This is a genomic window from Streptomyces sp. NPDC023157 (assembly GCF_055560575.1).
The window spans coordinates 500664-524400 of the sequence record NZ_JBVHIL010000003.1 but is presented as its reverse complement, the minus strand read 5'-3'; the positions used below and the strand labels follow the sequence as shown (position 1 = coordinate 524400).

Annotated in this window: 22 protein-coding genes; 16 read left to right on the top strand and 6 right to left on the bottom strand. The window is 73.2% G+C overall.

What is annotated here, in order from left to right:
• A complete protein-coding gene (locus tag ACZ3ZE_RS13365) occupies positions 1-1428 on the bottom strand; it encodes an MFS transporter (RefSeq protein WP_361174270.1) in 1428 nt (475 codons plus the stop codon).
• Positions 1429-1700: 272 nt separating this feature from the next.
• Between ACZ3ZE_RS13365 and ACZ3ZE_RS13360 the strand changes: the two genes are divergently transcribed.
• Entirely contained in the window at positions 1701-2327 is a 627-nt protein-coding gene (locus tag ACZ3ZE_RS13360) for a TetR/AcrR family transcriptional regulator (RefSeq protein WP_467259053.1), read from the top strand.
• Positions 2328-2423: 96 nt separating this feature from the next.
• Positions 2424-3242, top strand: coding sequence for an aminotransferase class IV family protein (locus tag ACZ3ZE_RS13355; RefSeq protein ID WP_442304158.1), 819 nt, complete (start codon positions 2424-2426; stop codon positions 3240-3242).
• Here ACZ3ZE_RS13355 and ACZ3ZE_RS13350 read toward each other — a convergent pair.
• On the bottom strand, positions 3212-3973 hold the full coding sequence (locus ACZ3ZE_RS13350) for a ScbR family autoregulator-binding transcription factor (RefSeq protein ID WP_363291474.1): 762 nt from the start codon (positions 3971-3973) through the stop codon (positions 3212-3214). The two genes, ACZ3ZE_RS13355 and ACZ3ZE_RS13350, sit on opposite strands and share 31 nt — an antisense overlap.
• A gap of 414 nt (positions 3974-4387) precedes the next feature.
• On the opposite strand from ACZ3ZE_RS13350, the gene car reads away from it, so the two are divergent.
• The 4 genes from car (at position 4388) to ACZ3ZE_RS13330 (ending at position 9792) form a co-directional block, all read left to right on the top strand.
• Positions 4388-7807, top strand: a complete 3420-nt coding sequence (gene car, locus ACZ3ZE_RS13345; RefSeq protein WP_467259050.1) for a carboxylic acid reductase — start codon at positions 4388-4390, stop codon at positions 7805-7807.
• Positions 7804-8586 carry a glucose 1-dehydrogenase gene (locus tag ACZ3ZE_RS13340; RefSeq protein ID WP_467259047.1) on the top strand — a complete coding sequence of 261 codons (783 nt, stop codon included), beginning with the start codon at positions 7804-7806 and terminating at the stop codon, positions 8584-8586. Before car ends, ACZ3ZE_RS13340 begins: the two co-directional genes overlap by 4 nt.
• 142 nt (positions 8587-8728) lie before the next feature.
• The gene (locus ACZ3ZE_RS13335) at positions 8729-9382 is read left to right on the top strand and encodes a ScbR family autoregulator-binding transcription factor (RefSeq protein WP_361174000.1); all 654 of its coding nucleotides are present in this window, start codon (positions 8729-8731) and stop codon (positions 9380-9382) included.
• A gap of 26 nt (positions 9383-9408) precedes the next feature.
• Entirely contained in the window at positions 9409-9792 is a 384-nt protein-coding gene (locus ACZ3ZE_RS13330; protein WP_361174003.1) for a VOC family protein, read from the top strand.
• Between the two features lie 159 nt (positions 9793-9951).
• Here ACZ3ZE_RS13330 and ACZ3ZE_RS13325 read toward each other — a convergent pair whose 3' ends face one another.
• The gene (locus tag ACZ3ZE_RS13325; RefSeq protein ID WP_467259044.1) at positions 9952-10803 is read right to left on the bottom strand and encodes a S1 family peptidase; all 852 of its coding nucleotides are present in this window, start codon (positions 10801-10803) and stop codon (positions 9952-9954) included.
• 263 nt (positions 10804-11066) lie between these two features.
• On the opposite strand from ACZ3ZE_RS13325, the gene ACZ3ZE_RS13320 reads away from it, so the two are divergent.
• A complete protein-coding gene (locus tag ACZ3ZE_RS13320; protein ID WP_467259041.1) occupies positions 11067-12089 on the top strand; it encodes a sporulation protein in 1023 nt (340 codons plus the stop codon).
• Between the two features lie 17 nt (positions 12090-12106).
• Here ACZ3ZE_RS13320 and ACZ3ZE_RS13315 read toward each other — a convergent pair whose 3' ends face one another.
• Both ACZ3ZE_RS13315 and ACZ3ZE_RS13310 read right to left on the bottom strand, forming a co-directional pair.
• Complete coding sequence (locus ACZ3ZE_RS13315) at positions 12107-12658, bottom strand: hypothetical protein (RefSeq protein WP_361174013.1); 552 nt, start codon at positions 12656-12658, stop codon at positions 12107-12109.
• A 115-nt stretch (positions 12659-12773) separates the two neighbouring features.
• Positions 12774-14288 (bottom strand): alkaline phosphatase, encoded by a 1515-nt coding sequence (locus tag ACZ3ZE_RS13310; RefSeq protein WP_363291469.1) that lies wholly within the window; start codon positions 14286-14288, stop codon positions 12774-12776.
• A gap of 292 nt (positions 14289-14580) precedes the next feature.
• Between ACZ3ZE_RS13310 and ACZ3ZE_RS13305 the strand changes: the two genes are divergently transcribed.
• The 3 genes from ACZ3ZE_RS13305 (at position 14581) to ACZ3ZE_RS13295 (ending at position 17979) form a co-directional block, all read left to right on the top strand.
• Positions 14581-15792, top strand: a complete 1212-nt coding sequence (locus ACZ3ZE_RS13305; RefSeq protein ID WP_467259038.1) for a 4-hydroxybenzoate 3-monooxygenase — start codon at positions 14581-14583, stop codon at positions 15790-15792.
• Positions 15793-15893: 101 nt separating this feature from the next.
• The gene (locus ACZ3ZE_RS13300) at positions 15894-17675 is read left to right on the top strand and encodes a methyltransferase (RefSeq protein WP_467259035.1); all 1782 of its coding nucleotides are present in this window, start codon (positions 15894-15896) and stop codon (positions 17673-17675) included.
• A gap of 118 nt (positions 17676-17793) precedes the next feature.
• A complete protein-coding gene (locus ACZ3ZE_RS13295; protein WP_361174022.1) occupies positions 17794-17979 on the top strand; it encodes a CsbD family protein in 186 nt (61 codons plus the stop codon).
• Positions 17980-18033: 54 nt separating this feature from the next.
• On the opposite strand, the gene ACZ3ZE_RS13290 is transcribed toward ACZ3ZE_RS13295, so the two are convergent.
• Complete coding sequence (locus tag ACZ3ZE_RS13290; RefSeq protein WP_363291467.1) at positions 18034-18429, bottom strand: hypothetical protein; 396 nt, start codon at positions 18427-18429, stop codon at positions 18034-18036.
• A gap of 161 nt (positions 18430-18590) precedes the next feature.
• On the opposite strand from ACZ3ZE_RS13290, the gene ACZ3ZE_RS13285 reads away from it, so the two are divergent.
• The 6 genes from ACZ3ZE_RS13285 (at position 18591) to ACZ3ZE_RS13260 (ending at position 23719) form a co-directional block, all read left to right on the top strand.
• Positions 18591-19268 carry a class I SAM-dependent methyltransferase gene (locus ACZ3ZE_RS13285; RefSeq protein ID WP_467259032.1) on the top strand — a complete coding sequence of 226 codons (678 nt, stop codon included), beginning with the start codon at positions 18591-18593 and terminating at the stop codon, positions 19266-19268.
• Between the two features lie 151 nt (positions 19269-19419).
• Complete coding sequence (locus tag ACZ3ZE_RS13280; protein WP_361625140.1) at positions 19420-20082, top strand: hydrolase; 663 nt, start codon at positions 19420-19422, stop codon at positions 20080-20082.
• A 5-nt stretch (positions 20083-20087) separates the two neighbouring features.
• Positions 20088-20588, top strand: coding sequence for a DoxX family protein (locus ACZ3ZE_RS13275; RefSeq protein ID WP_361174034.1), 501 nt, complete (start codon positions 20088-20090; stop codon positions 20586-20588).
• Positions 20589-20688: 100 nt separating this feature from the next.
• Positions 20689-21273: a Dps family protein gene (locus tag ACZ3ZE_RS13270; RefSeq protein ID WP_361625143.1), complete on the top strand. Its 585-nt coding sequence runs from the start codon at positions 20689-20691 to the stop codon at positions 21271-21273.
• Positions 21273-22697, top strand: a complete 1425-nt coding sequence (locus tag ACZ3ZE_RS13265) for a dihydrolipoyl dehydrogenase family protein (protein ID WP_361174040.1) — start codon at positions 21273-21275, stop codon at positions 22695-22697. The genes ACZ3ZE_RS13270 and ACZ3ZE_RS13265 overlap by 1 nt, the downstream gene beginning before the upstream one ends.
• A 173-nt stretch (positions 22698-22870) precedes the next feature.
• Positions 22871-23719 carry an alpha/beta fold hydrolase gene (locus tag ACZ3ZE_RS13260; RefSeq protein ID WP_361625149.1) on the top strand — a complete coding sequence of 283 codons (849 nt, stop codon included), beginning with the start codon at positions 22871-22873 and terminating at the stop codon, positions 23717-23719.
• The last annotated feature ends 18 nt before the right edge of the window (positions 23720-23737 follow it).

Below are 23737 nucleotides of genomic sequence, written 5' to 3'. Positions count from 1 at the left end.
TTACGAGGTGGCCGCCAGCGAGTCGGTCTCGGCCTCGGCCCCGTCGTCGCCGTCCTTGCGCTCCTTCGGGATCCACCGCAGGGCCAGGACGCCGAGCGCGAGGCAGAGCAGGCTCGCCACGCCGACGGCCACGTGCAGGCCGCTGAGGAAGGCGTCCTCCGCCTTCGCGACGACGGCGGGGGACAGCCCGGGGGTGTCCAGGGTCTCGTCGAGCGTGCCCGCGACGTCCGGGCCGAACAGGCGGAAGCAGACCGCCGCCAGCGAACCGAGCAGGGAGATGCCCAGCGCGTTGCCCAGCTCGTTGCTGGTCTCGGCGAGCGAGGCGGCCGAGCCGGCGCGCTCGGGCGGCACCGCCGCGACGGCGTAGTCGGCGACCAGGCTGAAGGAGAGGCCGTAGCCGACGCCGGCGATGATCGTGGAGGCGATGAACGCGGCCACGCCGTGCTCGGTGGTCGTCGCCAGGAGCAGCAGCAGGCCGACCCCCATGAAGAAGTGGGAGGCGATGAGCGCGGACCGGGTGCCGATCCGGTCGGCGATGCTGCTGGTCTTGATGCAGACGACGGTCAGGACGGCGGCGCCCGGCAGGGCCAGCAGGGCGGCCGAGAGGACGCTGTAGCCGAGGACCGACTGGAGGTAGACGCCGCTGAGGTAGCCGGCGGCGGCCCAGGCGACGAGCGTCATCAGACCGGTGAGGATCGCCACGGTGAACACGCGGTCCTTGAAGAGCCGCAGGTCGAGCAGCGGGTGCTCCAGGCCGAACTGGCGGCGCACGAACCACACCAGGAGGGCGACGCCGACGACGCCGATGACGGCCTGTGTGGGGGAGAGGCCCTCCGCCGCGGCGCTCTTGACCGAGTAGACGGTCAGCAGGATGCCGAGGGCGGACAGGACGACGCTGAGCGCGTCGACCCGGCCCGGGTTGGAGGTGCGGACCTCGCGCAGCAGCACCGGCGCGAAGGCGAGGAACAGCACGACGACCGGGAGGTTGATCAGGAAGACCGAGCCCCACTCGAAGCGGCTGAGGAGCAGTCCGCCGATGACCGGTCCGGCCGCGAATCCGGCGGCGAAGGTCGCCGCGAAGATGCCGATGGCCTGCGAGCGCTGCTTCGGGTCGTGGAACAGGTTGCTGATGATGGCGAGGCCGGCCGGGAGCAGGGTGGCGCCGCCGAGGCCCATCAGCGCGCGGCAGGCGATGAGGATCTCCGGGTTCGGCGCGAACGCGGCGCCCGCGGAGCCGAGGCCGAAGACGGCGGCGCCGGTCAGCAGGAACTTGAGCCGGCCGTAGCGGTCGCCCAGGTTGCCGAAGGCGATGAGCAGGGACGAGACCACGAAGCCGTAGATGTCCAGGATCCACAGTGCCTGGTCGGTACTGGGCGTGATCGCGGACGTGATGCTCGGCATCGCGAGGTAGAGGACGGAGCCGTCCATCGCGACGAGTGCGACCGGGCCGAGCACGATGACGAGGCCCAGCCAGGCCCGTCGGTCGGCACGCTCCGCGACTAATTCAGGGGAAGTCACGGGGGGCAACCTTTCAGGAGAAGGTGCGAAGAAGTTCCGAACCGCTGCATACGGCGTACGCGATAGGCCGGCGCGCGTCGTGGGCGAGCGGTGTGCGTACATCGTACGCGAATTTCGTGCGTACGTCGTACGCAAGCTGCTGGGTATAATAACGCATGGCCATCAAGACACAAGGCAGGCAAGTGAGTTCACCGAGCCTGTCGCGGGGTGCGATCGTGGCGGCCGCGGTCCGCATCGCCGACGCCGAGGGCATCGCCGCGATCTCGATGCGACGCCTGGCGACCGAGCTGGACTCGGGCGTCATGTCGCTCTACCGCCACGTGGCGAACAAGGACGCGCTGCTCACCCTGATCACCCAGGCGGCGTGCGACGAGCACCCCTACCCCGAGCCCGCCCCGCCGGACTGGCGCGAGGCGATGCGGCTCGCCGCCCGGCTCGACTGGGAGGTGTACTGCAGCCACCCCTGGGCGCTGGTGACCTCCAGCTCCGCACGGCACTTCTCGGACACGTCCTGCCTCGACTGGATGGTGGACGCCCTCACGGACCTCACCGACGACCCGGACCTGGCGCGGACCTGTTCCATCGCCCTGTGGTCGTACGTGCAGGGGGTCTGCATCCAGCACGTGGCCCAGCAACTGCTCCCCGGCGGCGACAAGCCCGAGCAGTCCCCGCTGAGGGCCACCGAGGAGGACTTCGAGACCGGCCTGGAGATCTTCCTCGACGGGATGGAGCTGCGGGCCGCCCGCGCCGGGGCCGACCGCGCGGAGCCCGCCCGCGCGCGCACCTTCTCGGCCGCCGCCCGGCCCTGACGGCACGCCACCGGACCGGCCGGATCCGGCCGCGCACCTGCTCCCGGCGAGCGTGAAAGCGGGTGTCCGCCCGGGCGTCGCGTCGTTGGGCACGACATGACGACCACTCAGTCGAACTCCACGATGACCAGGCGCAACGACCAGGAAGCAGAGGCTCCGGATCTCGCGCCGCTCGCCTTCGCCGGATACGCCCACTTCACCGCGGCGCAGGTGCGCGACGGCCGGATCCGCGGCCTCGACCTGCACCTCGCGCGCCTGCGGCACGGCTCGCTCGAACTCTTCGGGCGGGCCCTGACCGACGACCGGGTACGCGAGCTGCTGCGCGCCGCCCTGGCCGGCGCGCCGGCCGACCTCTCGCTGACCGCCACGGTCTACCTGCCCTCCGGCGAGTTCACCGTGGCCGCGCCCGACGAGGAGCCCGAGCTCCTGATCCGTACCGCACCCCCCGCCACCGGCCCCCGGGGCCCGCTGTCGCTCGCGGTGGTGGAGCACGAGCGGTTCCTGCCGTCCGTGAAGCACGTCGGCGAACCGGCCAAGACCTTCTTCCTGCGGCAGGCCACCGACCAGGGCCACGACGACGTCGCCTTCGTCGACCGCCGGGGCCGGCTGAGCGAGGCGTCGATCTGGAACCTGGCCTTCTGGGACGGCGACGCCGTGGTGTGGCCGGAGGCCGCCATGCTGGACGGCGTCACCATGGGCATCGTCCGCCGGCAGTTGGATCACCTCGGAATCGCCCAGCGGAGCCGGCAGCTCACCCCCGCCGACCTGCCGGAACTGGCGGGCGCGGCCGTCATGAACTCGTGGACGCCGGGCGTCGCCGTCCGCCGCGTCGGCGCCGTTCCGCTGCCCGAGGCGCCGGCCTTCATGGAGCTGCTGCACCGGGCCTACGAGGCCGAGCCGCTCATCTCCCTGTAGGGGACACCGCACAGCTCCGCGTCGGTCATCGGCACGCAGGAGTGCGGCGCCGGCCGCCCGTCGAGCCGCCGGTGCGCCGCCGGTGACTCGCCGCCCGGGCGGCTGACGCCGCCCGGCGCGTCCGGCCGGCCGCCCGCCGCGTCGATCCGCCCGCGCACGGCATCGGCGGCGAGCTGCGGCAGCACCAGCCGCCAGAACGGGGTCACCGACTGCGCGGGCCGGGCGCGGGCCGGGCCGTGCTCCAGCCCCTCCACCCCCACCATCACCGCCGTGATGGCCGAAACGGCGTCGTCGAGGTCCACCCCCGGCGCCAGGCTGCCCTGCCGCCGGGCGAGACGGAGCACGCCCCGGACCCACTCCCGCCAGTGCTGCCAAGGGCTTGCCCCGCCCTCCCAGCCCGGATCGCGCGCCAGGCCGAAACCCGCCCGGAGCACCAGGTCGCCGGCGACCCGCTGCGCGAGCGCGTGCGAGGTGTCGACGAGCAGCTGGAGCGGCGCCGGATGCCACGCCGGGACCTGCCCGGTGACGCACAGCAGGATCTCCGCCGCGGCCGACTGGACGGCCTCGCCGAGAGCCTGCTTGTTCCGGAAATGGAAGTGCAGCGCGCCCTGGCTGACTTGGGCCAGGGAACAGATCTGTCCGACGGACGACCCCGCGAATCCGCCCCGGTCGAAGACCTCGGCGGCGGAGCGGATCAATTGTCGGCGGGTTTTAGCGGCACGATCCTGCATGACGATGCGCACTCCGGGAGAAGAAGGGGAGCGGTGAGCGAAAAGGGACCCGCGCGCGAGGTGCCGGGCCCCCGTACGGGCACCCGGTCGCGGCGGAATCAAGGGCGCACTTCCCGTGCGCCGCTCCACTCTTACCACGCCGACAAAGGACAGGTACCGACGGTCGGCCATACCGGCCGGGGACCTGACAGATAGTCGGCCGATTCTCCGGAAGCCCGTTCGGGTGTGCCTAGCATCGAGTGACGGACTGAACGGCACGGCGCCCTTTAGCGCGGCGGCCCCCGAGGCTGCCGGTATTCCCGACGGAATACCGGCGCGCGCCCGCCGGCCGTCCGATTCCCCATTCCCTGAAGTCGGCCCAATCACGTGACGCGGAGAACCAGAATGCGACTTGCGCAAGTGGTGGCATCTGTCATGCAGAGCCACGCGGACCGGCCCGCCATCGGCGAGCGCGTCAAGGAATTCGCGAAGGACGCCGAGACAGGACGGGTCTCGATCCGGCTGCTGCCCCGCTACGAGACCACCACCTACAGCGAGCTGTGGGCGCGGGTCCGCGCCGTGGCGAGCGAGTGGCACCACAGCCCGGACCGGCCCCTGGCCCCCGGCGAGCGGGTCGCCCTGCTCGGCTTCACCAGCCGCGACTACACCACCATCGACCTCGCCTGCATCCACCTCGGCGCCGTCTCCGTCCCGCTGCAGACCAGCTCCGCCCCCGCGCAGCTGGGCGCGATCCTGGCCGAGACCGAGCCGTTCACGGTCGCCGCCAGCCTGGAGCGGCTCTCCGTCGCCGTCGACCTGGTCGGCGCGAGCACGTCCGTGCGGCGCCTCGTCGTCTTCGACTTCCACCCCGAGGTCGACGCCCACCGCGAGGCGCTCGCCGCGGCCCGCGAGCGGCTGGCCGAGACCCGGCCCGCCGTGACCGTGGACGTCCTGTCCGAGCTCATCGAGCGCGGCACCGCCCTGCCCGAGGCCCCGCTGTTCACGGCGGCCGACGGCGAGGACCCGCTCGCCATGCTCATCTACACCTCCGGGAGCACCGGCACGCCGAAGGGCGCCATGTACACCGAGCGCCTGGCCGGCGCCATGTGGGGCGGCGCCTGGTCGAAGCTGTTCGACGAGACGTACGCCGTCACCTTCCACTACGCGCCGATGAGCCACGTGGCCGGGCACTCCTCGCTGAAGGCCACCATGGCGCGCGGCGGCACCAGCTACTTCACCGCCAGCAGCGACCTGTCGACGTTCTTCGAGGACGTCGCCCTGGCCCGGCCCACCGAACTCTCCCTGGTGCCCCGCGTCTGCGAGATGCTCCACCAGCGCTTCCGCGGCGACGTCGACCGGCGCACGGCCGCCGGAGTCGACCGCGAGACCGCCGAGGCCGAGGTGCGGACCCACCTCAGGGAGAACGTCCTGGGCGGCCGGGTCACCTGGGCGAGCAGCAGCTCCGCCCCGCTCTCCGCCGAACTGACCGCGTTCACCGAGTCCCTGCTGGGCCTCGAACTGCACAACGTGTACGGCTCCACCGAGGCCGCCGGCGTCTCCGTCGACGGGGTGCTGCTGCGCCCGCCGGTCCGCGACTACAAGCTGGTCGACGTGCCCGAACTCGGCTACTTCCGCACCGACTCGCCCCACCCGCGCGGCGAACTCCTCCTGAAGTCCGACGTCATCATCCCCGGCTACTACAAGCAGCCCGAGCTGACCGCCGAACTCCTCGACGAGGACGGCTACTACCGGACCGGCGACATCGCCGCCGAACTCGGCCCCGACCGGATCGCCATCGTGGACCGCCGCAAGAGCGTCCTGAAGCTGTCCCAGGGCGAGTTCGTGGCCACCGCCCGCCTGGAGGCCGTCTTCGCGGCCAGTCCGCTCGTGCGCCAGATCTTCGTCTACGGCAACAGCGAGCGCTCCTACCTCCTCGCCGTGGTCGTCCCCACCCCCGAGGCGCTGGCCGGACACGGCACCGACGAGCGGGCGTTGAAGCAGCGGATCGGCGAGGCGTTCCAGGAACTCGCCAAGGAGGCCGGGCTCAACTCGTACGAGATCCCCCGTGACGTCCTCGTCGAGACCGAACCCTTCAGCCAGGCCAACGGCCTGCTCTCGGACCACCGCAAGCTGCTCTGGCCCCGCCTCGTCGAACGGTACGGCGCCCGGCTCGAAGAGCTCTACGCCGACACCGCCGCCCGCGAGGACGCCGAACTGGCCGACATCCGCGCCGCCGGCGCCGACCGGCCGGTCCTCGAAACCGTGCAGCGCGCGGTCCGGGCCCTGATCGCCGGCTCGCTCGCCGAGGTCGACCCGAGCGCGCACTTCCGCGACCTGGGCGGCGACTCGCTGACCGCCGTACAGTTCTCCAACCTGCTCCAGGACACCTTCGGCGTGCGGGTGCCGGTCGACCTGCTCATCAGCCCCGCGTACGACCTGCGGCACCTGGCCGAGCACATCGAGGCCCGGCGCGGAGCCACCACCGAGCGCCCGACCTTCGCGTCCGTGCACGGCGAGGGCAGCACCGAGGTCTTCGCCAAGGACCTCGCCCTGGACGCCTTCCTCGACGCGCGGACCCTCGCCGACGCCCGCGCCCTGCCCCGCTTCGAGGGGGAGCCGCGCACCGTGCTCCTGACCGGGGCGAGCGGCTACCTCGGGCGCTTCCTCGCCCTCCAGTGGCTGGAGAAGCTGGCCCCCGTCGGCGGGCGCCTCATCGCCCTGGTCCGCGGCAGGGACGCCGCCGCGGCACGGGCCCGCCTCGACGCGGCCTTCGACAGCGGCGACCCGGAGCTCCTGCGCACGTACGGCGAACTCGCCGAAGGGCACCTGGAGGTGGTGGCCGGCGACATGGCAGACCCGCGCCTCGGCCTGGACGAGGCGACCTGGGACCGGCTCGCCGACGAGGTCGACGTCATCGTGCACGCCGGCGCGCTCGTCAACCACGTCCTGCCGTACCCGCACCTGTTCGAGGCGAACGTCGTCGGCACCGCCGAACTCGTGCAGCTGGCCCTCACCCGCCGGATGAAGCCGTTCACGTACATCTCCAGCGTCGCCGTCGCCACCGCCCGCCCCGGCGAACCCGCCCTCGACGAGTACACCGACGTCCGCGCCGCGCTGCCGGTGATGGAGGTCGACGGCGGCTACGCGGGCGGCTACGCGACCAGCAAGTGGGCCGGCGAGGTCCTGCTGCGCGAGGCCCACGACCTGTGCGGGCTGCCCGTCACCACCTTCCGCTCCAACATGATCCTCGCGCACAGCCGGTACGGCGGACAGCTCAACGTCCCCGACATGTTCAGCCGCCTGCTGTTCAGCGTGCTCGCCACCGGGATAGCGCCGCGCAGCTTCTACCGCGCGGACGGCGAGCGGGCCCACTACGACGGCCTGCCCGTCGACTTCACCGCCGCGGCCGTGGTCGCCCTGGGCGGGCGCACGGGCCGGCCGACCGCACCCCAGTACCGCACGTTCAGCCTGGTGAACCCGAACGACGACGGAGTCTCCCTCGACCGGATCGTCGACTGGCTGGCGGAGGACGGACACCGCATCGAGCGGGTCGACGACCACGCCGACTGGTACGTCCGCTTCGAGGCCGCGATCCGCGCCCTGCCCGAAGCACAGCGGCAGTACACGGCCCTGCAGATCCTGCACGGCTTCCGGGAGCCCGAGGAGTCGGTGCCGGGTTCCGTCATCCCCTCCGACCGGTTCCGCGCCGTCGTCCGCGCCGGGCGCGTCGACGGCCACCAGGACATACCGAGCCTCGGCCGGGCCCTCGTCGCGAAGTACGCGAGGGACCTGAAGGACCTCATGGGGCAGAAGGGACTGACGGGCACCACGGCCGGGGTAGGCACACGGGCATGACACCTCCGAACCACACGCACAGCGGCCTCCTCGCCGGGAAGGTCGTCCTCGTCACCGGCGCCAGCAGCGGCATCGGCGCCGCCGCCGCCCACGTCTTCACACAGGAGGGCGCGACGGTGGTCCTCGCCGCGCGCCGTGAGGAACGTCTGGCGGAACTCGCCGAGGAGATACGGGCCAAGGGCGCCGAAGCCGCGTACGTCGTCTGCGACGTCACGCGGCCCGAGGACGCGGCCCGGGCCGTGGAGTTCACCGAGACGCGGTACGGGCGCCTCGACGCGGCCTTCAACAACGCGGGCGTCGGCGGCGACCGCACCCCGCTCCACCTGATGCCCGACGACGTCTACGACACGGTCATGGACGTCAACGTGCGCGGCATCTGGAACTGTCTGCGCCCCGAGATCGGCGCCATGCTCCGGCACGGCGGCGGCGCGATCGTCAACAACAGCAGCGTGGCAGGACTGGTGGCCATCCCGGCCGCCGCGCCCTACATCGCGGCCAAGCACGCCGTCGTCGGCCTCACCAGGGCGGCGGCGGACGAGTACGCCCAGCAGGGCATCCGGGTCAACGCCGTCGCCCCGGGCACCACCCGCAGCGAGATCACCGAGGACTGGTTCCGGCGCAACCCCGGGCTCGAACGGACCGTCAACTCGATGACGCCGCAGGGCCGTACGGCCGCACCCGAGGAGATCGCCGCCGCGGCGGCCTGGCTCCTCAGCGACCGCTGCCCGTTCCTGACCGGCACGGTGCTGCCGGTGGACGGCGGCTTCGTCAACCAGTGAGACGAACCGCGGCCGGGACGCGGATCCGGCGGAACCCCCGCCGCCGGATCCGCGTCCTTCCCACCGTCCCGTACGAATATTGTGCGAACGCTTGATAACATACCGAGCCTTTGTCAGCGGAGACTCCGAGGGGGGCGGCCGAGTGGCGCGGCAGGAGCGGGCGATCCGCACGCGTGAGTCCATCCTCGAATCCATGGCGAGCCTCTTCATCGAAGTCGGCTACGAGGCCGCCACCATCGCCGCTCTCGTCGAGCGCACCGGCCTCACCAGGGGCGCCCTGTACTTCCACTTCCCCACCAAGGAGTCGATGGCCCACGGGGTGCTCGCGCGCGCCGTCACCCGCGAGGGAATCCTTCCGCAGACGTACAAACTCCAGGAATGGGTCGACCTGGGCCTCCTCCTGGCCCACCGGCTGCCCCGCGAGCCGATGCTCCGCGCCGCCGTCCAGCTCTCCGTCGACCCCAAGGCCCGCACCCTCTTCGGCACCCGCTGGCCGGACTGGATCGACCTGGGCCAGGACCTCCTCGTCGAGGCCAAGGAACGCGGGGAACTCCTCCCGCACGCCGTCCCCGCCGAGATAGCCCGCCTCGCCGTCGGCGCCTGGACGGGCGTCCAACTGGTCACCGAGGCACTCCCGGAGGACCGCGCGCTCTCCGGGGAGATCGCCCGTCTCTACCAGCTGATCCTCCCCAACATCGCCAGCATCGGCGTCCTCGCCAAACTGGACACCTCGCCGTACCGGGCGGAACGGCTGCTGGACTCCGCGGGGGAGCTCACGCCCGAGGTGGCCCGCTAGCGCCGCCGTCGGGAAGACTGGCGCCCATGGTTTCGACAGTGCAGAACGTGGCGATCGACTGTGCGGACGCCTACGGGCTGGCCCGCTTCTGGAGCACGGTGACCGGCTGCCCCCTGGAGCCGGACGCCCGCCCCGGCGACCGGGAGACGCAGGTGACGCTGGGGGAGGGGCCGGTCCTCTACTTCAACCAGGTGCCCGAGCCCAAGACGACCAAGAACCGGATGCATCTGTGCCTGCGCCCGGAGACCACACGCGACCGCGAGGTGGAGTGGCTGCTGGGCCTCGGCGCCACCTTCGTCGGCGACCACCGCAACCCCGACGGCACCGGCTGGGCGGTCCTCGCCGACCCCGAGGGCAACGAGTTCTGCGTCCTGCGCAGCGCGTCCGACCGGGCGGCCCCCACACGTTGACCGGTTGCCGGCCGGGGCGCCGGGAGGGTCCCGCCGTCCCCCGCCGTGTTCGCGGAGCATCCGCGAACACGGCGGCCACGAAAGGCGGCCGTCGCCGAGCAGACGGACCGGGCGTCCTCGGCCCCGAGGCCCTGCCGCCGCGCCCCTTCCTCGACCTGCTTACGGCGTACGGGACTCCGTGGGGGCAGCGTGAGGAGCGCGGTCGCTCCTGAGGGTGCCGGCGATCCACGGCGCGTAGGCGGGCGCGCTGCTGTAGAGGCCCGGCCCTTCCGAGCAGGGCACCCCGGGAGCGCCGGGGCCGGAGGTGACGCCGACGAGTTCCCAGTGCCCGTCCCGGCCCTTGCTGACCTGCGGCCCGCCGGAGTCCCCGAAGCACGCCATGGCCTGCGGCACGCGGCTGATGGTGCACAGCCGGGTCCGGTCCGCGTAGCCCGGAGCGCACTCGGACGCGGCGCCCCGGCGGGTCTCCAGCTCCTGCAGTCGCTCGGGGAACGCGAACGCGGTGTCGACGGTGGTGCCGAAGCCGAGGATCCGGGTCGAGGTGCCCGGCAGTCCCGCCTGCCGCGCGATCCGGACGGGCGTCTCGGAGACCGGGCGGTCGAGCCGGACCAGCGCGACGTCGTTCCGGTTGTAGGTCGTGCCGTCGCCGGGGACGTAGCCGGGGTGGACGACCGTGCGGTCGATCTTCCGGACGGTGCCGCCTGACTTCCGGTGGTCGCTGCCGATCCTGACGATGCCCTCCAGCTCCAGCCCGTCCCCCTTCACACAGTGGGCGGCCGTCAGCACCCACTGCGGGGCGATCAGTGACGCCCCGCAGTTGCCCTCGTCGATCCCGTGCTTCGGGGCCGACTCGGGGATGCTCGCCATGAACGGGTAACTCTGCGTGGAGTCATGCCCGTTGACGATCGCGGAGGCGCTTCCGGTCATGAGGGTGGCGCAGGTCGCGACGGCGAGGGCGCCGGCGACGGCGAGGTGGGTGGTACGGCGGTGCGGGGGCTTCAGGCTGAACAAGGAGCGTTCCTTCTGCTCGGGGGATGCGTCGGACGCTTCCGGGGAGGCCCCGGGTGCGTCGTACGCGTTCAGCCTGCCCGCCCGTGATCGTCCGTCCCATCCTGGTAGCGGGCCGGAAGGGGTGGGGGTAGCCCCCGGTCCGGGAGGGCGGCGATTTTCGGACAGTCCTGGGGCATCGGTCGGAAATCCGGTGTGCGGCCTCCACTCCGCCCCTATTCTTCTACAGAACTGTAGAAACACAGGTGTGAAGGAGAGAACGCCCCATGGTGTTCAAGCGTCTGCTCGGCTCGCTCGGCGTGGGCGGCCCCGCCGTGGACACGGTCCTCGATCCGGGCCCCGTGGCACCGGGCGGTGTCCTCGGCGGACAGGTCCACCTGAAGGGCGGCGACGCCGACTTCACCGTCGAGCACCTGACCCTGGAGCTCCTCGCGCGCGTCGAGGCCGAGCACGACGACGGTGAGTCCGAGGGCACGGTGGTCTTCCACCGGCACACGGTGGGCGGCGCCTTCCGCCTGGCCGCGGGGGAGGGGCACAGCATCCCGTTCTCCTTCCCGGTGCCGTGGGAGACTCCGATCACCGAGCTGTACGGGCAGGGCCTGGGCATCGTGCTCGGCGTGCGCACCGAGCTGGGCGTCGCCGGTGCGCGGGACAAGGGCGACCTCGACCCGCTCGCCGTCCGTCCGCTGCCCGCCCAGGAGGCGATCCTGGAGGCGCTCGGACAGCTCGGCTTCGGTTTCAGGTCCGCCGACCTCGAACTCGGCCACATCGGCGGGACCGGGCAGCAACTGCCCTTCTACCAGGAGATCGAGCTCACCCCGGCGCCCCGGTACGCCCACCAGGTGAACGAGATCGAGCTGACGTTCCTGGCCGCTCCGGGCGGCCTGGAGGTCGTCCTGGAAGCCGAAAAGCGCGGCGGCCTCTTCTCCGGCTCCCACGACACCCTCACCCGCTTCACCGTCGCCCACCACGACGTCGACCGGGTCGACTGGAACACCGAGGTCGACGGCTGGATCCGGCAGCTCGTCGAGCACCGCGCCGCGTACGCCCCCCAGGGCGGGCACCCGCATCACGACACGTACGGCACCGCCCACCACGACACGTACGGCCATCACGACGGCCACGGCCACCGCTCGGGGCCCGGGATGGGTACGGCCGTCGCCGCCGGGGCCGCGGGTCTCGCCGTCGGAGTGGTCGGCGGCATGGTCGCGGCGGAAGTCGTCGACGAGGTCGGTGACTTCTTCGAAGGCGACGACGAGGAGGACGGCGGCGGCGACGACGAGGACTGACCCGCGAGGGCGCGGGCCTATTCGTTGACGAGCACCGGTATGGAGAGCACCGCGGCCACGGGCATCCCGCCCAGGTTCTTCGCGGAGACCGAGAAGTCGATGCCCGCGCCCGCCGCCCGCTTCGCGTGGTGGCCGCCCTTCTCGCCCTCGTGCTCCTCCCCGTAGGTGAAGACCCCCGAGCCGAGGAGACGTCCGTCGGCGCCGTAGAAGGCGGCGCGTACCTCCAGGGCGATCACGTCGCTGACGTCGGAGGTGACCGCCAGGTGCCCGGCCACCGCCCGCCGGTCGAGCAGGGCGAGGCGGGTGAAGCGCACGCGGTCCGTGAACGGCCCGTCCTCGACGCGTACGTCACCCTGCTCGGGCCGGGTGGCGAGCGTGGGCGCCGGCGCGGGGGCCGTACGCGGGGCGGGGAGCGAGGCGGAGGGCGGCGGAGCCGAGGACGCCGCGGCCGCCGGTCGTACGCCGTCCGTGCCGGTGCCGTCGCCGGAGGCGCCGCAGCCGGTGAGCGAGGCGAGGGCGGCGACGGCGGCGATCAGCGCCACGGTCGCGGCCGAGGTGCGCGTTCTCATCGGTCGTGTCTCCAGAGATGCGGGGTGTACGGGGGCGTGGGGTGTGAGGAAGGGCTGGTGTGAGGGGGCCGGGCCGATGCGGTTCCGGCCCGGCCCCCTCACACGCGGTGCGGGGTCAGTGGCCGCGGGGAGCGGTCCCGAACAGCGAGCGGTACATCTTGCCGTACAGCTCGACGTTGTTCTGGCTGGCGGCGAAGCGCCCGCCGCCCGGGCCGTAGGCGTAGATCGGGACGTCGGCGCCGGTGTGGTTGCCCGACAGGTAGGAGAGCCACAGGCTCGCCTCGGGGCTGCCGTCCCGGACGTCCGCCGGGTCGTCGGGGGTGCGGAAGGTCGCCGGGCCGAAGTTCTTCGGGTCGTTCGCGCCGGCGCCGTTGACGGTGCCGGAGGAGCGGGCCGGGTCCTTGGCGCCGGACGAGGGGCGCGACGGCGTGGAGTTGTTAGCCGAGTTGCCCGCGTCGGCGTTGGCCGGCGGGGCGGCGGCCTCGGCGTTGGTGTACGAGCCCTTCTCGATGATGTTGAAGCCGGCGCACTCGTGGTCGGCCGTCACGACCACCAGGGTGTGGCCGTCCTTCCGCGCGAAGTCGACCGCGGCCCGCACGGCGTCGTCGAAGGCCTTGATCTCGCCGAGCGTCTGCGCCGCGTCGTTGGCGTGCGAGCGCTTGTCGATCTGGGCGCCCTCGATCTGGAGGAGGAAGCCCTTCTTGGAGCGCCCGTCGAGCAGGGACAGCGACTTCCTGGTCATCTCGGCCAGGGTCGGCTCCTGCCGCTGCGGCGCGTCGGCCGGCAGCGTGGCCTTGGCCTGCTCGACGGTCAGGTTGCCGCGGTTGAACAGGCCGACGACCTTGCCGCGCCGCACGCCCGCCAGGTCGGCCTTGGTGGCGACCTTCTGGCTCGCGGCGGTCTGCGCGGGCAGCGCCGGGTCGCCGAAGCTGCCGAGGACCTGGTAGCCCTGCGCCCGCAGCGCCTCCTGGTCGTCCGGCTCGAAGCGGGACAGGCCGCCGCCGAGGATGACGTCGGCCGTGCCGTTGCGGGCGATCTGCTCGGCGATCGGCGTGATCAGGGTCGGGTCGGCCGGCTTGTTCTCGTAGCTGCCGTCCGCCTTCTTGGGCAGGCAGGAGGAGTCCGAGTAGACGGGGCCCTGGCAGCCGCGCAGCAGCGCGTGGCTGAACTGGGCGGCCGGGGTCGCGTCCGTGATCTCCGCGGTGGAGACGTTGCCGGTGGCGAAGCCGGCCCGGTGGGCCTGCTCCATGAGGGTCGCGACGCGCTGCTCGTACGCGTCGACGCCGATGGCGGCGTTGTACGTCTTGACGCCGGACGACCAGGCGGTGGCGGAGCTGGCGGAGTCGGTCACCAGCGCCGGCCGGTCGCTGTCCTTCTCCACGGCGTACGTGGCGACGGCACCGTAGTTCGGCAGCCGCTCCATGTTCAGCTTGCCCGTCGCGCCGTAGTAGCGCTCGCGGGCGGCGGTGACGTGGGTGCGGCCCATGCCGTCGCCGAGCAGGTAGATGACGTTGCGTATCTCCTGGTGCCGCTCCTCGTGCCGCGGCGCGGAGTGGGCGGTGACGGCGACGCCGGCGGTCACCGCACCGGTCACGCCGAGCACCATCAGGGTCCTCATGCCTCTACGCATGTGAGAGCTGCCTCCTCGGGCAAGGTCGTCGACCGCGCACGTCCCTCCCCCTTGAGGCCGTGCGCGTACCCGGGTCCCCAGGCGTTGCGAGGCTAGGGACGGCCGGTGTACGAACCACGGATTCCGGATGACGTACGGGCCAACGCCGCCCGCATGATGGCGGACGGCCCGGAATCACCACCCGTGCCCCAGGGATCCACGTCGGTTCCGGAAGAATCCTTTTCTCATGATGTGGTGCATTCGGGTGAATCCTGACGATCTTGGTACTTCCGGATGCTTAAGATCCCTCGTTGTGACAGACAGTCAGTACGCCTGGCCCGCCCACGACTCGGCCGATGTGGTGATCCTCGGCGCCGGCCCCGCCGGGCTCGTCCTGGGGAACCTCCTCCTCCGCGCCGGCATCGACTGCGCCATCCTGGAACGGTCCGGCCTCGAGTGTGTGCGGACCCGGGCACGAGCCGGCTTCCTCGCCGCGAACACCGTGCGGATCCTCGCCCGCCACGGCCTGGACGAAGGGCTGCGCCGGTACGGACAGGAGCACCGCGTCTGCGAGTTCCGCACCGAGGGCGGGCGCTTCCGCCTCGACTACGGACGCCTCGGCAGCAAGGACCCGCACACCGTCTACCCCCAACACGAGCTGGTCACCGACCTGTTGACGCAGTTCCTCGACGCCGGCGGACGGATCCGCTTCGACACCGAAGCGGTCGCCGTGTCCGACGCGGACGGCCCGGCACCCTCGGTGACCGTACGGGAGGCCGACGGGCGCACCGGACGATGGCGGGCCCGGTACGTCGCCGCCTGCGACGGGCGGCACGGCGCGGGACGCCGCTCGGTCCCGCCCGGCGCGGTCCGCCACTACCGCCGGGACCACGGCGTGTCCTGGCTGGGCCTGCTCGCCGAGGCGCCGCCGAGCCTGGACGCCGTGGGCTACGCCCTCCACCCGCACGGCTACGCCGGGCACATGGCCCGCTCGGCCGAGATCACCCGCTACTACCTCCAGTGCGCACGCGGAACCCGCGCCGACACCTGGAGCGAGGACCGCGTCTGGGACGAACTCGACCTGCGCATGCGCGCGGCCGAGTACGGCCCCCTGTCACGCGGCCGCCTCGTCCAACGCGCCGTCGTCGACCTCGCGTCCGACGTGCTCGAACCCCTGCGCCACGGCGCGCTGTTCCTGGTCGGCGACGCGGCGGCGTTGATCAGCCCCTCGGCCGCCAAAGGTGCCAACCTCGCGGTACTGGAGGCCGAGATCCTGGCCCAGGGCCTCACCGCCGCCCTGCGCGAGGGCGACCCGACGGCGCTCGACGCCTACTCGGACCGGTGCCTGGCGCACATCTGGCGCGCGCAGGAGTTCTCGCACTGGATGATCGGCCTCCTCCACGAGACCCCGGACCCCCAGGGCGCCCCGCCCTTCCAAGAGCGTCTGCGCCGGTCCCGGATCAGCGCCCTGCGCGACTCGCCGACCCAGCAGGACTGGTTCGCCGAGAACTACGTGGGGATCTGACGGCCCCGCCGCTCGCCCACGACCTGATGGCCCTCATTTCCCCTTCCCCGTAACCCATTTCCTCCCCGGGGCCAGCCCGGGTATCCAGACATGGACAGGCAATGCACTCCGGACTTCCCTTCACCATGCCCACACCCGTGCCCGCCGCCGCCCACACGCCTGCGCCCGCGATGACGGCGAACGCCGTGGACGACGTGGACCGGCTCGGCGCGACGGCCGCCTTCGTGCGGGAGCAGGACACCTCCGTCCTCCTCTCGCGCGTGCTCCCCGGACTCGACGGCCCCGAACTACGGGCGTTGACGGACCGGTGCGCCTTCGCGCACGCCGCCGTGCTCGTGTTCCCGCCCGACGAGGCCGCCCTGCGGGCGCAGTTGAGCGCGAGCGGGCTGGCCGCGGACGTGTCGGCGCAGCCCAGTGTCGTCGTCCGGGAACGCCTCGCCGCGCGCCACCACCGCAACCCGGCCGATCTTGACGTAAGGATTCTCCGGCCCACGGTCCACGGCCCGGCGGGCGAGCACCGCGCGGTCGAGGTGTTCGCGCTGACCGTGCCGCCGGGGTCGGGGCTGCACGGGATCGCCGCCGACGAACGCCGCCTGGACCGTGAGGCGCACCTCGCCTTCGACGTCGAACGGCCCGACCCGCTGGTGCTGCGCGGGCTGCTCGCCTGCCTCGCACGGCACGGCGCGGGCGCCGACGGCGGCGGCTACAACCCGCACGAGGACGGCACCGTCTTCTACTTCACGGCCCCCGCCGACACGAAGACGGAGTACCGGCGCGTGGAGCTGTACGCGCGCGGCGACCACCGCGACGTCCTGGCCGAGCATCTCGGCCGCCCGCTCGCCGCGGGGCCGTCGCGGCCGTCCGGTGATCCGGAGGCGGCGGAGGCGCTGCTGCGGATGCTGACGGGCGCCTGGACCACCCAGGCCCTCGCGGCGTGCGCGCGGCTGCGGCTGCCGGAGGTCATGCACCGCCACACCGGGGCCGGGATCCAGGAGCTGGCCCGCGCCGTCGACGCCCATCCGCAGAGCCTGGCGACGCTGCTGCGGTACCTCGCCATGCTGGGCGTGGTCGCCGAGGGCCCGGACGGGTTCCGCCTCACCGGCGTCGGCGCCCTGCTGGCGGCGGAGGCCCCGGGCTCGATGCGGCCCCTGGCGCTGATGTACGGCGGCCCCTTCTACCAGTCCTTCGCCCACCTGACCCACACGGTACGCAGCGGCGAACCCGCCTTCGACCACTTCTACGGGGAGAACCACTTCGACCACTTCGCGGGCGACCCCGAACTCGCCGCCCTCTTCGACCAGTCCATGGTGTCGAGCGCCCCCCTCTTCGATCCGCTGCCCGCCCACCCCGTCCTCGCCACCGCGGCCGCCGCCGCCGGCCCTCCCCGTACCGTCGTCGACATCGCCGGCGGCACCGGGGAGCTCCTCCGCCGCATCCTCACCGCGCACCCCACCCTGCGCGGCGTCCTCCTCGAACGCCCCCAGGTCCTCGCGGCGGCACGCACCCGTCTCGGCGCCACCGTGGCGGGGGAGCGGTGCGCGTATCACGCGGGCGACTTCGCGGACGTCCCCCCGGAAGGCGACGTGTACGTGCTCTCCCGCGTCCTGCACGACTGGGACGACGCCCGCTGCCGGAGCATCCTGCGCTCCTGCGCCGAGGCCATGCCCCGGCACGCGGACCTCCTCGTCGTCGAACGCCTCCTGCCGGCCGACGGCGGCTCCTCGCTCGCCACGGCGTGGGACCTCCACATGATGTGCAACACCGGCGGCCGCGAGCGCACCGCCGACCACTACGCCCGCCTGTTCGAGGAGTGCGGCCTCGTCCTCGTCGGACACACCCCGCTCGCCCTCGGCGCCCACACCCTCCACGCCCGCAGGGCCTGACCCGGGCACGGCGGGCCCGGAGGAAGGCCCTCCAGGCCCGCCGGCCGCCGACGAGCACCCCGGGGCACCCCCGCCTACCGTGGAGGGTGGGAGTCGACCCTTCGGAGGGACCGCTGTCATGAGTGGCGCCGTGGACAAGGCCAAGGGCAGACTCAAGGAGCTCGCCGGGAAGATCACCGGCCATGAGCGCCTTGAGGCCGAGGGCAGGACGGACCAGGCGAAAGTCAAGATCCGCGAGAAGGCGCAGAGCGTCCGACGCCGCGCCGAGGGCGTCATGGACTCCTTCAGACACGACCGCTCGTGACGCACCGGGCCCGCGGGCCCGCCCCCGCGGCCAGGACCGGGCCCGCCCCCGCCGCTAGGACACGAAGAACTCCTCCGGCGCGTCGTCGAGGACGAACCCGTTGTCGAGCCGGACCCGGACCGTGACGCGCAGGCGCTGCTGCTGGTAGGCGAGCCACGCGGGTCCCAGGGCGGCGACCTGCTCGTCGAGCTGGGACCTGCTGGCCGGCGGCATCTGATGCCCGAAGGAGTCGAGCAGCGACTTCAGGCGCAGGTACTCGGTGACCTCGTGGCTCTGTTCCCTGTCGTGCGCGTCGACCCGCTCGACGGTGCCCTCGACACCCGCCGCCAGGGCCAGGGAAGCGCCGCCGAAGCCGCTCGCCGCGGGGGGCTCCTCGTCCGCCGGGGCCACCGACCCGTGCCACGCCAGCTCGGTCGCCAGCCGCACCCGCTGGCCCACGTTCAGCTTCATCGATCCTTCGTCTTCCTTGTCGGCCGGGAGCAGGATCATCCCATCCGGCCGGACGCCGGGCGTCCGCCGCCCCTCGTCCGCGTTGACGCGACGGCCGATGCGGGTAGGCCCGCTCGTGGTGCGCACCCGACGGACGCACCCCACGACGGAAGGGGCACGGAATGGACCACGACGGTACGCGGGGGCGGCCGGTGTCGGCGGCGGAGCTGTTCGACGGGCTGGGGATCGCCTACGAGCACGCCTTCGTCCGGCTGCCGGCCCAGCTGCGGGCGGTCGAATGGCTCACCGCACGGCTGGGCAAGGGGGCCAGGGTCCTCGACGTCGGCAGCGGCACCGGACGCCCGGTGGCCGAGCTCCTGGTGCGGGCCGGCTGCGAGGTGACCGGCATCGACGTGTCCGGCGAGATGGTCGCCCTCGCGCGCTCCCAGGTGCCCGGGGCCCGCTTCGAGCAGGGCGACGTGCGCGCCTTCGACGCGCCCGAGGGCGGCTTCGACGCGGTGTGCGCGTTCTTCCCGCTGCTGATGATGAGCCGGGCCGAGGCGGCCGCCGCCCTGAAGCGCATGGCCGGCTGGCTGGCCCCGGGCGGCTTCCTGGTGACGGCGACCGTGCCCGCGGACGTGGCGGACGTCGAGATCGTCTGGATGGGGCGGACGGTCCGGGTCTCCAGCTTCTCCGCCGAGGAGTACGTCCGCCTCCAGCGGGAGGACTGCGGCCTCGTCGTGGTCCACGACGAGGTGTCGCTCTTCACCCCGGACGACGCCCGCGCGGACCCCGAGGAACACCTCTTCACCTACGCCCGCCGCCCGCTCGACCCGGCGGACGGGGCGTCGGCGGGCTGACCGGGCGGGGTCCCGGGGCGGCTGTGCGCTGTCGTGCCAACTCCTGGGCGCGGGAGGTCAAATCGCCAGCCCCGCCCGCTCGTAGCTTCAAGGGGTGCCGAGCCGCCGAGGCGGCGGCACGACAGCGATCGCCTCGAAAAAGGGACCCCTCATGTTCGACATCGACAAGGTGCAGGCCGCCCCCAGTGCGGACCTGCTCACCCCCGACAACGCCGTCATGCTCTTCGTCGACCACCAGCCGCAGATGTTCTTCGGCACCGGCAGCGGCGACCGTACGGCGATCATCAACAGCACCGTGGGCCTCGCCAAGGCGGCCCGCGCCTTCGACGTGCCGGCCGTCCTGACCACGGTGGCCGCCGAGTCGTTCTCCGGCCCCCTGCTGCCGCAGCTCGCCGAGGTCTTCCCGAAGAACGAGATCATCGACCGCACCACCATGAACGCCTGGGAGGACGAGGCGCTCGTGGCGGCCGTCAAGGCGACCGGCCGCAAGAAGATCGTCCTGGCCGGTCTGTGGACCGAGGTCTGCCTCGTGCTGCCCGCGCTCTCCGCGCTGGAGCAGGGGTACGAGGTGTACGTCGTGACCGACGCCTCCGGCGGTGTCACCCCGGCCGCCCACGAGCACGCGCTGCAGCGCATGCTCGCCGCCGGCGCGGTCCCCGTGACCTGGGTCCAGGTCCTCCTGGAGCTCCAGCGCGACTGGGCGCGCCAGGAGACGTACGGCGCCGTTATGGAGATCGTGAAGGCCCACGCCGGTGCGTACGGCCTGGGTGTCGTGTACGCGCAGAGCGTCATCGGCGCGCACGCGGCCGGCTGATCCCCGTGGACACCGGCATTCTGATCCTGCGTCTGCTGGTGGGACTGCTCGTCGCCGGCCACGGTGTGCAGAAGGTCAGCTCGCACCTGGGCGGCAGGGGACTCGAAGGCGGTACCGAGGAGTTCCGCGCCGACGGCTTCCGCGGCGGTGCCCTCACCGCCCTGGCGGCGGGCGGCGGCCAGATCGGCTCCGGTCTGCTGCTCGCCGCGGGCCTCCTGACCCCGCTCGCCGCGACCGGCGTCATCGGCGTCATGACCGTCGCGCTCACCGTGAAGTGGCGCCACGGCCTCTGGGTGCAGAACGACGGATACGAGTACCCGCTCGTCCTCATCGGCAGCGCCGCCGCCCTGGCCGCCACCGGCCCCGGCGCCTGGTCCCTCGACGCGGCCCTCGGCCTCACGCCGTACCCGCTGTGGTGGGCGCCCCTCGCGCTCGCGGCCGGTCTCGGCAGCGGACTCCTCACCCGGCTCGTCCTGCACCGCCCCGCCGCCCCGGGCCGGCGCTGAGCACGAGCCTCACCGACCGGGTCCGGCCGCTCGCGTACCCCCGACCGGGCGGCCGGGCCCTCCCGCCTCCTCCCTCTTTCTATCCGACAGGAAGTAACCGATGGACACCACCGTCACGACGCCCGCGCACGGCGGCGGCCAGCCGCTGCTGCACCAGAAGGGCGCCGAGATCCAGGCGTTCGGCACGCTCAAGCAGCTGCCGATCGGCCTCGGTCACGACACCCGCATGTACGGCTGCCAGCGCCTGAACCGCGTCCTCGCCGACACGCAGATCCTCTACTCGCTCTACAAGAAGCACCACTGGCTCATGCGCGGGGCGACCTTCTACTCGCTCCACCTGATGCTGGACAAGCACGCGGAGGCCCAACTGGCCCTCGTGGACGCGCTCGCCGAGCGGGTCCAGAGCCTCGGCGGCGTCGCCGTCGGCGACCCGCGCCACGTCGCCGAGCTGACGTCGATCCCCCGGCCGCCCGACGGCGTCGAGCCGGTCCCCGTCATGCTGTCGCGGCTCCTCGACGCGCACGAGCGGATCCTGATCGACGCCCGCGACGCCGCCGCCCGGCTCTCCCAGGAGGGCGACGAGGGCAGCGCCGACCTGCTCGTCTCCGAGGTGATCCGCCCCGGCGAGGCCCAGGTGTGGTTCCTGGCCGAGCACCTCGTCGACACGCCGCTGGTGCGCGGCTGATGGACACCTACGACGTCGTCGTGGTCGGCGGCGGTCCGGGTGGCGAGGTCGTCGCCGACCGGGCCGTCCGCTCGGGTCTGACCGCCGTCGTCGTCGAGGCGGAGGCGGTCGGCGGCGAGTGCTCCTACCGCGCGTGCGTCCCGAGCAAGGCGCTGCTGCGGCCCGCCGCCGCCCTGGCCGCGGCCCGCGCCGTCGACGGGGCCCGGCAGGCGGTCACCGCGGCCCTCGACCCGGCGCACGTCCTGGCCCGCCGGGACCGCTTCACCGGGCGCGGCGACGACACCGGCCAGGCGGACTGGCTCGACGGCGCGGGCATCGCGCTCGTACGGGGCCACGGGCGGCTCGCCGGTGAGCGACGGGTGGAGGTGACCGGGGCCGACGGCTCGCTGCGTACCCTCCGCGCCCGGTACGCGGTCGTCGTCTGCACCGGCACGGAACCCGTCCTGCCGCCGGTCGCAGGGATCGACGGCATCGGCGTGTGGACCAGCCGGCAGGCCACGACCGCCGACGCGGTGCCCGAGCGGCTGGTCGTCATCGGCGGGGGAGTGGTGGCCTGCGAGATGGCCACCGCGTGGCGCTCGCTCGGCTCCTCCGTCACGATGCTCGTCCGCGACCAGGCCCTGCTGACCGGCTGGGAGCCGTGCGCCGGCGAGGAGGTCACCCGGGGTCTGGGCGAGCTGGGCGTCACGATCCGCTTCGGGGTCTCGGCCCGCCGCGTCACCCGCGACCCGGCCACCCGCACCGTGACCGTGGACACCGACGACGGCACCACCCTCCTCTGCGACGAGCTCCTCGCCGCCGTCGGCCGGCGTCCGCGCACCGCCGACCTCGGCCTGGACTCCGTCGGCCTGCCGTCGGGCGACTGGCTGCCCGTCGACGACACCTGCCGGGTCACCACCGTCGAGGGCGACTGGCTCTACGCCGTCGGCGACGTGAACCACCGCGCACCGCTCACCCACATGGCCAAGTACCAGGCGCGCGCCTGCGCGGCGGCGATCGCCGAGCGCGCCGCGGGCCGCCCGGCCCGCACCGGCGGGCGGCAGCCGTGGAGCGCGGAAGCCGACCGGTTCGCCGTCCCGCAGGCCGTCTTCACCCACCCCGAGGTCGCGTCCGTCGGACTCACCGAACGCGCCGCGCGCGACGCGGGCCTCGCCGTACGCGCGGTGGAGTACCGCGTCGACGACGTCGCCGGGGCCGCGCTCCACGCCGACGACTTCCGGGGCTTCGCCAAGCTGGTCGTCGACGAGACCCGCGGCGTCGTCGTCGGCTGCACGCTCACCGGTCCCATGGCGACCGAGCTCATCCACACGGCCACCGTCGCCCTCGTCGGCGAGGTCCCGCTGGAACGCCTGCGGCACGCCGTGCCCGCCTTCCCGACCGTCAGCGAGGTCTGGCTCCGCCTCCTGGAGGCGTACGGCCTCTGAGGCGTGGCCCGCCCGCCGCACCCGCCCGCCCCGCCCGCCCGCCGCACCCGCTCGGCCCGCCCGCCGCACCCGCCGCACCCTCCCGCCCGACCGGTGCGTCCCCGCCCGCCCGGCGCCTCCTCCCGCCCGACCGAGTACGCCCGAACGCCTCACCACCCGACAAGGAAACCCTCATGCATCTCAAGAGGCGCGCCCTCGCCCTCGCCCTGCCGGCCGCGCTGGCCGCCCTGGTCGGTGCCGCCCCCGCCGCACCCGTCGCACCCGCCGCACCCGCGAGCGACCCGGCCGCGGCCGGCACCGACCGGCACGGCCCCAAGCCCACGATCGTCCTCGTCCACGGGGCGTTCGCCGACGCCTCCAGCTGGAGCGGCACGATCAGGCGGCTGCAGCACGCCGGTTATCCCGTCCTGGCCCCCGCCAACCCGCTGCGCGGTCTCGCCGCGGACACCGCCTACCTGCGCAGCGTGCTGGCCGCCGTCGACGGACCCGTCGTCCTGGTCGGCCACTCCTACGGCGGCGCGGTCATCAGCGGCGCCGCCTTGGGTGACAGCCGTGTGAAGGCCCTCGTCTACATCGCCGCGTTCACCCCGGACAAGGGCGAGAGCGCGGCCGAGCTCGCGGCCAAGTTCCCCGGGTCCACCCTCGGTGACACCGTGAACCCGCGGGCGTACCCGCTGCCCGGCGGTGGCATCGGCACCGAACTCGTCATCGAACGGGCCAAGTTCCAACGCCAGTTCGCCGCCGACGTCCCCGCCGCCGACGCGGCCGTCATGGCCGTGACCCAGCGCCCGGTCGCCACCGCCGCGCTGGAGGAGAAGGCCGGGCAGGCGGCCTGGAAGACGATCCCGTCCTGGGCGCTGGTCGCCACCGCCGACAAGAACATCCCGCCGGCCGCACAACGGTGGATGGCCCGGCGCGCCGGCTCGCAGGTCACCGAAGCGGACGCGTCGCACGCCGTGGCCGTCTCCCGTCCGGCCGTGGTCACCCATGTGATCCTCGCCGCCGCACGGGCGACCCGCTGAAACCTCGACCTGCCCTTC

Bases quoted from the DNA above. Each gene is read 5' to 3' on its own strand.
- ACZ3ZE_RS13365 (WP_361174270.1), bottom strand. From the start codon at position 1,428: ATGGACGGCTCCGTCCTCTACCTCGCGATGCCGAGCATCACGTCCGCG.
- ACZ3ZE_RS13290 (WP_363291467.1), bottom strand. From the start codon at position 18,429: ATGAAGCTGAACGTGGGCCAGCGGGTGCGGCTGGCGACCGAGCTGGCG.
- ACZ3ZE_RS13340 (WP_467259047.1), top strand. From the start codon at position 7,804: ATGACACCTCCGAACCACACGCACAGCGGCCTCCTCGCCGGGAAGGTC.
- ACZ3ZE_RS13315 (WP_361174013.1), bottom strand. From the start codon at position 12,658: ATGAGAACGCGCACCTCGGCCGCGACCGTGGCGCTGATCGCCGCCGTC.
- ACZ3ZE_RS13310 (WP_363291469.1), bottom strand. From the start codon at position 14,288: ATGCGTAGAGGCATGAGGACCCTGATGGTGCTCGGCGTGACCGGTGCG.
- ACZ3ZE_RS13300 (WP_467259035.1), top strand. From the start codon at position 15,894: ATGCACTCCGGACTTCCCTTCACCATGCCCACACCCGTGCCCGCCGCC.
- ACZ3ZE_RS13285 (WP_467259032.1), top strand. From the start codon at position 18,591: ATGGACCACGACGGTACGCGGGGGCGGCCGGTGTCGGCGGCGGAGCTG.
- ACZ3ZE_RS13280 (WP_361625140.1), top strand. From the start codon at position 19,420: ATGTTCGACATCGACAAGGTGCAGGCCGCCCCCAGTGCGGACCTGCTC.
- ACZ3ZE_RS13295 (WP_361174022.1), top strand. From the start codon at position 17,794: ATGAGTGGCGCCGTGGACAAGGCCAAGGGCAGACTCAAGGAGCTCGCC.
- ACZ3ZE_RS13265 (WP_361174040.1), top strand. From the start codon at position 21,273: ATGGACACCTACGACGTCGTCGTGGTCGGCGGCGGTCCGGGTGGCGAG.
- ACZ3ZE_RS13260 (WP_361625149.1), top strand. From the start codon at position 22,871: ATGCATCTCAAGAGGCGCGCCCTCGCCCTCGCCCTGCCGGCCGCGCTG.
- ACZ3ZE_RS13330 (WP_361174003.1), top strand. From the start codon at position 9,409: ATGGTTTCGACAGTGCAGAACGTGGCGATCGACTGTGCGGACGCCTAC.
- ACZ3ZE_RS13350 (WP_363291474.1), bottom strand. From the start codon at position 3,973: ATGCAGGATCGTGCCGCTAAAACCCGCCGACAATTGATCCGCTCCGCC.
- ACZ3ZE_RS13270 (WP_361625143.1), top strand. From the start codon at position 20,689: ATGGACACCACCGTCACGACGCCCGCGCACGGCGGCGGCCAGCCGCTG.
- car (WP_467259050.1), top strand. From the start codon at position 4,388: ATGCAGAGCCACGCGGACCGGCCCGCCATCGGCGAGCGCGTCAAGGAA.
- ACZ3ZE_RS13355 (WP_442304158.1), top strand. From the start codon at position 2,424: ATGACGACCACTCAGTCGAACTCCACGATGACCAGGCGCAACGACCAG.
- ACZ3ZE_RS13320 (WP_467259041.1), top strand. From the start codon at position 11,067: ATGGTGTTCAAGCGTCTGCTCGGCTCGCTCGGCGTGGGCGGCCCCGCC.